The organism is Magnetococcales bacterium, assembly GCA_015231925.1.
GTDB lineage: Bacteria > Pseudomonadota > Magnetococcia > Magnetococcales > JADGAQ01 > JADGAQ01.
Genome location: JADGAQ010000157.1, coordinates 2381 through 9944, shown reverse-complemented (window position 1 = coordinate 9944; position 7564 = coordinate 2381). Strand labels below are relative to the sequence as shown.

The following is a 7564-nucleotide window of genomic DNA, read 5'->3' as shown; positions in this document are numbered from 1 at the left end:
GGCTGGCCTGGAGCCTGATGCGGGCCCAGGTGGTCGGACTGATCGCCGAAATGGGTGCGCTGGCTATTGCGGCGGGACGACTGGCGTTTACGCCCATCGGCGCGGTACTGACCGCCGCCGGTATCGCGGCCTATGCCTTCTCCAAGGCCACCGAATCCACCGTGCCGCCTTTGTTGGAAAACGCCGTCGCCCTGCGCAAAAACCGGGAAGCGGCCCAGGAGAAAATCAAGACCCTGGTGGAGTTGAAACAGACCCTGGAGAACACCAAGGCAGGCAGCAAGGAGCATATCGAAGCGGAAGAGAAACTGGCCAGCCTGCTGCCCGAGGCCAATCTTTCGCTCGACGCCCAGGGGCGCATCATGGCCAAGGTGGGCGATGCGGCTGAAGACAACGCCGGGAAGCTGAACCGCTTCATCGATCAACTCAAAACCAGGGACCAGTTCGATCTGGCCTCGCAATTGGAGACCCAGGCCAAAGCCCTGCGGGAGACCCGCAAGGAGCTGGACGCCTTCCAGGAGAGCATGTCGAAACGCTACGGCGCCACTGGCGGCACCCAGTCGCCTGCCCAGAAAAACTGGCAACAGATCGACCGCCTGAATGGCACCCTGGAGAAAAACAAGGTCACCGGCAGCGAGCTGCGCCGTACCCATGAGGAGGTGGCAGCCGCGATCAACAAGACGATGCAGGAGGCGAAAAAGGCCGGTCTCTCCGTGGAAGAGTTGGGTGCTGCCATGGATGGCATCCATGCCGATCCACAAATGAAAGAACAGATCATCACCCTGTTCCGGGCCATGACCGGCGAGGCATCTTCCGCCACCGGCAAGGTCGCCACCCTGGCAGACAGCTTCAAGCAATTCTCGATTGCCATCTCCGGCCCAGTGGCCGCCGCCAAAAAGGGTCTGGTGGACGCCATTGGCGCCGCCGATCTGCAACTGGGAAAATACAACGAGGCCCTGGTGCTGCACCGGGGCAAGCTCAAAGACGCGGTGGATGACGAGACCAAATCCTGGAAGGCTCTGGTCGATGCCGCCACATCGGCTTTCGAGACCACCACCACCGCCCTGGATGAGCAGTTCGCACGACGCCGCGCCCGTTTCCAATCCGAAGTGGATTTTTATCAGGCCACGGAACACAAACGCTCGTCGTTCATGATCGAACAGGCAAACCAGGAGGCCGAGGCCCGGAAGTTCTCCCAGCAGGCCATGCTGCAGGCGACCAACGCTTTTGTGATCGAGGAGACCAACGCCAGACTGGCCGCAGCCCGGCATTACCAGACCGAGGCTTTGTCTCTCTCCCAGAGGGAGTACCAGACCAAGATCGACAACGCCAAACGCCTCGGACTCGATGCCACCCGCATCGACGAGGAGCGGCTGCAATCCCAGAGGCGCATTCTGGAGAAGGTCGAATCGGCCTATCGGCAGAACATCGACAAGCTGATCGCCGAGGAGATGCGCCACCGGGACGCCGCCCGGCAACTGGCCGAGCAGAGGAAGGATTTCAACGCCTCGGTGGCCGACCGCATCCAGGGGATCGCGGAAAAAGGGATGGACCCGGTCCAGCTCTACGCCGCCCGCCAACGGCGCATTGCCCAGGAACAGACCCAGGCGGAAGCCGCTCTGCGGGAGGGAAATTATGAGGCGGCCCGTAGGAATGCCGACAAGATGATCGCCCTGGCCGAGCAGACCTCGGAGGCGGTGCGGGTCGGCAACCAGGAGGTGGTCGGCGCAAACGAGGCGGCCACCCGCTCCATCGCCCAGATGCAAAAGGCCGCGCAAATCGAAAACCAGGCCTTCCAGGAAGAGAGCAACGCCCATCAAGCCGCCGCCGACAGCCTGCAGAAAAAATCCGCCGCCGCAACCGATGCCCTGGCCAGAGTCCGTGATGCAGTCAAGGAGGTGGACGACGCCCTGGCCAGGGATCACACCATGCTCATCAACGCCAACATGGAGAAGATCCGCGCCGCCGGTACCGAAATCGACGCCCTGCTGGAGAAAAAAGAGCGGGTGGTGCAGATCAAGGCCGAACTCCAGGGGGGTGCGAACGCGCTCGATACCGTGGTCGGCAACGTGCTCCAGGGGGCGACCGGCAAGGTCCAGGCGAGTCTCGATGAAGTGTCCCGCGTTTTTGCGAAGTTCAAAACCGAGCTTTCCGGCTGGCAACCGGAGGTGAAGGCCAGTTTCGACACGGTTTCTGCCAGCGGGGCCATCGATGGTCTACTGGCCAAGTTCCAGGAGTTCAAAACCACCGTCGCCAGCAATCCGGTCCAGGTGCAGGCAGAGACCGGGCAGGCTCTCTCCGCAATCGAGGCGGTGCGCAGCAGTGTTGCGGCCCTGCAGGACAAGACGATTACCATCAACGTGATCCGTCAAGAGACCGAAGCCCATTCCCAGGGTGGCCTTGCAGGTTTCGCCCGTGGCGGCTTTCTGCCCGGCTGGGGTGGCGGGGACAGGATCCGCGCTTTGCTGGAAGCAGGCGAATTCGTCCTCAACCGGCACGCTGTACGGCTCTACGGCCTGGACCGGCTCTACGCCATGAACCGAATGAAGCTGAATCCGGCGGACCTTCCCCGGTTCGCCCAGGGTGGGTTGGTCTCGTCCGTCAGGATGCCCGCCATTCCACGGTTCGAATTCGGTGGCGTCGTGCGCCGATTGGTGATTCCGACGATCACGCAGGTGGCGTTGGCCGGAGGAGGTGCGGTCACGCCTTCGGTGGAGGGGGTGGTCAACCTCAATCTGACCGTGAACAACCGCCCGGAAGCCTCCCTGCGCGGGGACCGGGAGAATGTCCGTCGGTTCGTGAATGCTTTGCAGGAGATGCAACGGGGGATGCGATGAAACAGCTTGGCGACCTGATCTTGCCCGATTCCATCCAGTGGACCAACCGTTACGCCTGGGCGCCAGTTGCCGTCGAGACCGCCCGCACCCTGGGTGGATCCCAGGTGGTGTGGTCGGCACCCCTGGTGGGTGGCCGTCCCATCGACCTGGAGGCAACGGACGATGTGACATGGCTTTCACTCGGTCAGGTCCAGGCAATCCACGCCATGGCCGTGCAGCCCGGCGGCGTTTTCACCTTCATCTGGGAGGGCGAAGAGTTCCAGGTGATGTTCCGCCATCAGGATCCACCCGCGATCTCGTTCACCCCCATTCGGCCTCACAGCACGCTTTTCAACGGTACGATCAAGCTCACGGAGATATAACCATGTCCATCGAAAGCCAGCAGATCCTTTTCATGAAATCCCAGGTCGTCAGCGACACCGCTTCCAACGGCGGACGCATGTCCACCGTGGAGATCCCGGACGGCGTCAAGAACAACGTCTGGCCGGACGTGCCCGCCAGTGAGCGGACGACCGGTTCCACCAAATACCGCAAGACCTTCCTCAAGATCGCCAGTCCCGACAACCTCATGTTGTACGATGCCCGGGTGTTCGTCGAAACGCCCACTCCCGGCGGGGACCGGGTGGTGATCTTCCAGGGCACCCAGACCGATACCCAGGGCAGCATGAATGCCTCGCCGCTTTTGTTCGGCTGCGGCACGCTGAACGCCAACGTCTCCATCGGGGCCACCACCCTCCAGGTGAACGTCGAGGCGCAGACCGACTGGATTTTCAATCCGAACCAGTTGATCCGCATTTCCAACAAGACCTCCGTGGCCGATCTCTCCGGCCAGGAGGAGTTCGTGCGCATCAAGAACCTGCCGTCGGCGGTTTCCTGGAACGGCAATCTGGTGGCCCTGACCCTGGCAGACGGCACCTCTCTGGAAAACTCCTTCCTGGCCGCCAACACCCGGGTGGCCTCGGTGATGGAGTGCGGCGACCTCCGGGCCAAAGTCGATACCTGGGGCGTCTCGTCCGCCTCCGGCACCTATGGCGGCTGGAACGGCTCCGGCAGCGCACCCACAACGCTTACGGATCTGCGCATGGTGGATCACATCGCCGGAATCGAGCAGACATGGACCATCACTTTCACATCGGCCACGGATTTCACCTGTGCTGGTGACACGGTCGGATCGGTCGGCACCGGTAGCAGAAACAGCGCCTTTGCACCCACCAACCCGGACCACGCCAGACCGTACTTCACCTTGCCCGCCACCGGTTGGGGCGGCACCTGGGCCAGCGGCAACATCCTGTCGTTCAAGACCCATCCGGCGACGATTCCGATCTGGGAGAAACGAACCGGTGCGCTACTACTTCGGCATGTCGCTGCGGGGCGACACGCCCAACACCCACAAATCCCTGTTGCACCAAGCCGTAGAAAATATAGTGGACAATTCAACGTTCGCATCGCCAAAGATCTTCACCGTCGATTGGCCATTGAAGCAGAACGGCAGGGAGTTTCCCTCAATGCATGGGTATCCAACAAACTTGCGTCAGTGTAAAGCTCAGTAGGTTTGAGTCACAACGCCAACCCTGCAAAGCTGATTTCACCCTTGATCACCGAGCCATGGCCAGAGCTTTCTGCAATGCCTCCGTGAACCGCTTGGGGAAATTTTGCAATGCCACCTTGCGCACGGTCTCGTGAAAGCCGAACCTGGGCTTGAGCCGCACCTGCCGGGAAAACAGGTACATCAGTTTTATCCGTTCACGGCGCCCCTTGCCGGTGCGGCGCCAGACTCCTTTGACGCTCGACCCCTTGCGGATGGGGGCGATAAAGTAGCCCTTCCTCTGCAACATCGCGCCGGGGAAGCTGCCGGGCCGGGTGATTGATGTCGGGGTGGGACGCGCCCCGACTGGGACGCCCAGGTCTTTTCCGAACAGGCCGCTCTTGCTGCCGCCAGATTCCTGCAAGGCCATGAACGGGTCCAACACCCTCACCGATGCTTGCAGGTCGCTCTTGTTCGCCGCCCGGACGTGGATGTGCGATTCCGTACTCGATATGGATGAGTCTGATGGCCTGCTGGAAACTCAACGCCCCTTTGTGCGGAACGCGGAGTTCGTTCCGGGGCGGCAGTTTGATGCCGTCGGTCTCCCCGGTCAGCTTCAGCGCCTGGACAAGCCGTTCCAGGCCATTGGCAATGGCAGCCGCGCCCTGGACGTGACGATCCGTGCAGCCGAATCTGCCATTTCTGCGAATGGCCGGAAGAACCTCGGAGGTGACCCCGCGCTTGAAGCGTTTGGCTTCCGGCTTGGTGGAGCCGAAGATCAGGGCGTACAGGCCGGACTCGTTGACGAAGTTGGTTTGTTGGTTGCGGCCAAGGCTGTCGATGACGTCCAATTTCTGGACATCACTGGATCCACATGGGAGTCCAAAGCCTGCCTGGAGTTTCCATACCCCATCACCCGGCAGACATCCCCGGCGTGGAACCACGGTGCGCCGTGCTCGTCGAGGGAGATCCTGACCTGTGGGATGGAAACTTGCCCAGGCGCGATCCGTGGCCGCCGGGATGTTTTTGGCGGACGAAGCCGACCCGTCGGCGAACAGGCCTGCGCCTGCCTCACCCAGCGCGCCCTTGATCGCCATGCCGACCCGCACCCAGTCGTGATGGGACAAACACATTGTTGATGGATTGGGTTTGACCCATTATAATATTTCTTGACGGATTTTTAGTTTTTGCCATGATTCAGTATCTTCAGGTTTATCTGTTCTGGGTTAACTCTTTTGAGACAGGAAGCAAACCGCCATGGATCCCATCACCCCAGTGCTGATCGCCGCCGTACCCTACCTTGCCGATAAGGTAGGAGGACACATGATCAAGGATGCCTACGATCAATTCAAGGAATGGCTCAAGGTTCATCTGGGTCAGGAACATGAAGCGACCTATGCGCTGGGCTCCCTGGAGAAACGGCCTACTTCGGAGGGGCATAAAATGGTGCTGGAAGAGGCGTTGGCCAATTCTGGGCTGATCTTGGACGCGGAAGGGGAGCAACTGCTTACGGCCTTGAGGAAGGCATTACCGGATGCGACAGTCTCGATACACAATACCCAGATCAATGTGAATCATGTCAGCGGCGGGCAGGTGGCGGGTACCATTCATAACCATGACAGGGATGGTTCCCGATGAACTCCAGCAATTCCACAGAGATTAACGTGGGAACGGTCGGTCAAGGAGGCCAGGTCGGTAATACAATCTACAATTGCTACCCGCCCACGCCATCTTTACGACTCGACCTGCACCCGGTTAAGTGGCAGTCCTCCAACACCTCCCGGTTTCGCTATTCCTCCCAGGGCACACAGGTGTTCAGCCGGCAGGAAGAGCAGGCGCGGCTGCGCCAGTTTCTGAATTCTTGCAACACACCATTTTGCTGGTGGATGATCGGCGGACCGGGGGGGATGGGCAAAAGCCGGTTGGCCTTCGAACTGGCCTTGGAGGCTAGCCAGAACGGATGGGAGGCAGGTTTTCTTCCTCCTGGCACCGGATCGCGGGAGCGCCACACCCTGATGCAGACGTTGCCGGACGAATGGCCCTCGCGTCCCACCCTGCTGATCCTCGATTACATTGCCGGAGAGGAAGAAGAGACCGGGGTATCGGTGGCCTGCCTGGCTCGTCGGGGCAAGTCGACTGAGCCACTGCGGTTGTTGCTTCTGGAACGCGATACGAATCCGGAGGCTCCCTGGTGGCCCAGGTTTTGGGGGAGCGGAGAGCAGTTGAGCATTCTGGAAGAGAGCCGGTATGATTTGCCTCTGACCCTCGCACCCCTTCCCCTGGAAGCGATGGCACTTATCGTGAAAGAGTGGCCGGGCGCGAAGCCCCCTGCTGCCCAGTGGCACTCACTCTTGCAGAGGCTCCATTTCGGCGGACGTCCCCTCTATGCCGCTTTTCTCGCCGATGCTTTGGAGGCGATCCTGGTCGGGGGCAGAGAGCAATGGGATGATCGTTCTCTGGTCACGAGAGTACTGAAGCGGGAGCAGTCCCATTGGAAACAGAGCGGAGTAACGGACAAGGACATCCATCTGCTGGTGTTGACCACCCTCTGCGGCGGACTGGACACCAGCCGCAAAGATCTGCCCAAGTATGTCAGGAAGCTGCTGAAGTCCGCTGCCCAGGTCCAGGAGCCAGATTTTTCTGCCCGCTGCCTGACCATGACGGGGCATACCTTGGACGAAGCGCAACCCCACCTTTTTCCCCTGGAACCGGACCTGCTGGGCGAACTGCTGTTTCTGGAGGAGTTGCGGCCCAAATCGCCGACAGCGGAGGATCCTCATGCTAAAGTCCGGCGTAATAGTCTTGCCACCGCCTGGGCACTGAATCCTTTACGGGTGTTTGCCACCCTTTCCCGCGCCGCCCAGGACTTTCCAGATCATCCTGGACTTTTTGTCTTGGCCAAGAAGGTGCCGGATGGTCTCCTGGGACGCTTGTTCTGGGCGCAAATGGTGGTCAACGTCATCGCGTATGCGGGGGGCGTCAAGACTTTCCAAGCAAGTGATCTTCTGAATCTGCTTACCGCCCTGGCCCGGGATCATGACGGGGAAGCCCCGTTGCGGGAGTTGCAAGCCAAGGGCGCGTTCAACTTGATCAACGCTTATGGCAATGCCGGCCAGATCGACGAGGCCCGTGGGCTCTACGAGGCCATCGCCGCCCTGGCCCGGGATCATGACGGGGAAGCCCCGTTGCGGGAGTTGCAAGCCAA

At 60.8% G+C, this 7564-nt stretch carries 5 protein-coding genes and 2 pseudogenes; 5 read left to right on the top strand and 2 right to left on the bottom strand.

The window, feature by feature from the left end; genetic code table 11:
• Nucleotides 1-17: 17 nt before the first annotated feature.
• The 3 genes from HQL56_15005 (at nt 18) to HQL56_14995 (ending at nt 4374) form a co-directional block, all read left to right on the top strand.
• Nucleotides 18-2834: a hypothetical protein gene (locus HQL56_15005; protein MBF0310827.1), complete on the top strand. Its 2817-nt coding sequence runs from the start codon at nt 18-20 to the stop codon at nt 2832-2834.
• Nucleotides 2831-3196, top strand: coding sequence for a hypothetical protein (locus HQL56_15000; protein ID MBF0310826.1), 366 nt, complete (start codon nt 2831-2833; stop codon nt 3194-3196). Before HQL56_15005 ends, HQL56_15000 begins: the two co-directional genes overlap by 4 nt.
• A gap of 719 nt (nt 3197-3915) precedes the next feature.
• A complete protein-coding gene (locus HQL56_14995) occupies nt 3916-4374 on the top strand; it encodes a type II toxin-antitoxin system HicB family antitoxin (GenBank protein ID MBF0310825.1) in 459 nt (152 codons plus the stop codon).
• Nucleotides 4375-4577: 203 nt separating this feature from the next.
• Here the strand turns inward: HQL56_14995 and HQL56_14990 are convergent.
• Nucleotides 4578-5272: pseudogene (locus HQL56_14990) on the bottom strand (hypothetical protein).
• A gap of 67 nt (nt 5273-5339) precedes the next feature.
• Nucleotides 5340-5495 (bottom strand): annotated as a pseudogene (locus HQL56_14985) (PriCT-2 domain-containing protein).
• 121 nt (nt 5496-5616) lie between these two features.
• Here HQL56_14985 and HQL56_14980 point away from each other — a divergent pair.
• Entirely contained in the window at nt 5617-5997 is a 381-nt protein-coding gene (locus HQL56_14980) for a hypothetical protein (protein ID MBF0310824.1), read from the top strand.
• The coding region (locus tag HQL56_14975) for a hypothetical protein (protein ID MBF0310823.1) at nt 5994-7564 on the top strand (1571 nt) is incomplete at its 3' end. The genes HQL56_14980 and HQL56_14975, both read left to right, overlap by 4 nt.

Bases quoted from the DNA above. Each gene is read 5' to 3' on its own strand.
- HQL56_15005 (MBF0310827.1), top strand. From the start codon at position 18: ATGCGGGCCCAGGTGGTCGGACTGATCGCCGAAATGGGTGCGCTGGCT.
- HQL56_15000 (MBF0310826.1), top strand. From the start codon at position 2,831: ATGAAACAGCTTGGCGACCTGATCTTGCCCGATTCCATCCAGTGGACC.
- HQL56_14995 (MBF0310825.1), top strand. From the start codon at position 3,916: ATGGTGGATCACATCGCCGGAATCGAGCAGACATGGACCATCACTTTC.
- HQL56_14980 (MBF0310824.1), top strand. From the start codon at position 5,617: ATGGATCCCATCACCCCAGTGCTGATCGCCGCCGTACCCTACCTTGCC.